Annotated in this window: 1 protein-coding gene; it reads right to left on the reverse strand. The window is 35.8% G+C overall.

Translation table 11 applies throughout. From position 1 onward, the window contains the following. Positions 1-257, reverse strand: a 257-nt coding sequence (locus tag SB764_RS42190) for a hypothetical protein (RefSeq protein ID WP_410867063.1), incomplete at both ends; no start/stop codon positions are given.

A 257-nucleotide genomic window follows, 5' to 3' on the forward strand; every position in this document is an offset into this window, starting at 1 on the left:
GTGTCTTCTATTATCATACTCTTCTGTTAGAACATCACCTGCCGAATATGGGTACGTATCAAATGTTTTAGCAATAACTTTTTTAGTTTTATCATCTATTAAAATAGCTATTCTTGATGGAAGTGGACTTTTCTCCACAAATTCCCAAAATTCTCCGGAAGGAGTAACCAACTTTCTAAATAAAAATCTTGGAGCCCGTGTCGGAGAGATCAATACATTGGGATTAAGTCCTACACTCTCCAGCACATGAAATATCT

The organism is Paraburkholderia sp. SIMBA_027, from assembly GCF_046535315.1.
Taxonomy (GTDB): domain Bacteria; phylum Pseudomonadota; class Gammaproteobacteria; order Burkholderiales; family Burkholderiaceae; genus Paraburkholderia; species Paraburkholderia tropica.